The following is a 488-nucleotide window of genomic DNA, read 5'->3' on the forward strand; positions in this document are numbered from 1 at the left end:
ATGGACACCTGCCGTTGGGTGCTACAGGTCGTGCTGCGACCCAAACAGACGAAAGGCTTTCAGGTGCTCAAAAAGCGGTGGGTGGTGGAGCGCACCTTTGGCTGGTTGATGCATTGTCGACGTCTGGTGCGCGATTACGAGCAGTTGCCAGAGACCTCGGAGGCCTTCATCTACATCGCCATGATCCGCATCATGGTCAGGCGTTTGGCGTAAAATTTGACCGCCTCAAACTTTTAAAGCACCCTTTTAGCCTTATCCCAATTTAATATGACGATGAGCATAATTCAGAGGCTGAAAGCCTTGCTGTCAAAGGATTTGATTTTACCTATTCTGTGCAGCTTTATATTTATAATTGGTATTAGCGTAAGTTTCTGTACGATTACTCACTTAACCCCGTAATTTCCCCAGGTCGCTGCCCTCTTGGTCAGTAGAAACGCGGCAGGTACAAAGTACAGGGCCAGCAGCGTGGCCCCAGAAATACCCCCCGC

Annotated in this window: 1 protein-coding gene; it reads left to right on the forward strand. The window is 49.8% G+C overall.

Features of this window, described 5'->3' with window-relative positions; translation table 11 throughout:
* The coding region (locus JUK32_RS00575; protein ID WP_204136923.1) for a transposase at positions 1-213 on the forward strand (213 nt) is incomplete at its 5' end.
* Positions 214-488: the final 275 nt, after the last annotated feature.

Source organism: Halomicronema sp. CCY15110, assembly GCF_016888165.1.
Taxonomy (GTDB): domain Bacteria; phylum Cyanobacteriota; class Cyanobacteriia; order Phormidesmidales; family Phormidesmidaceae; genus Halomicronema.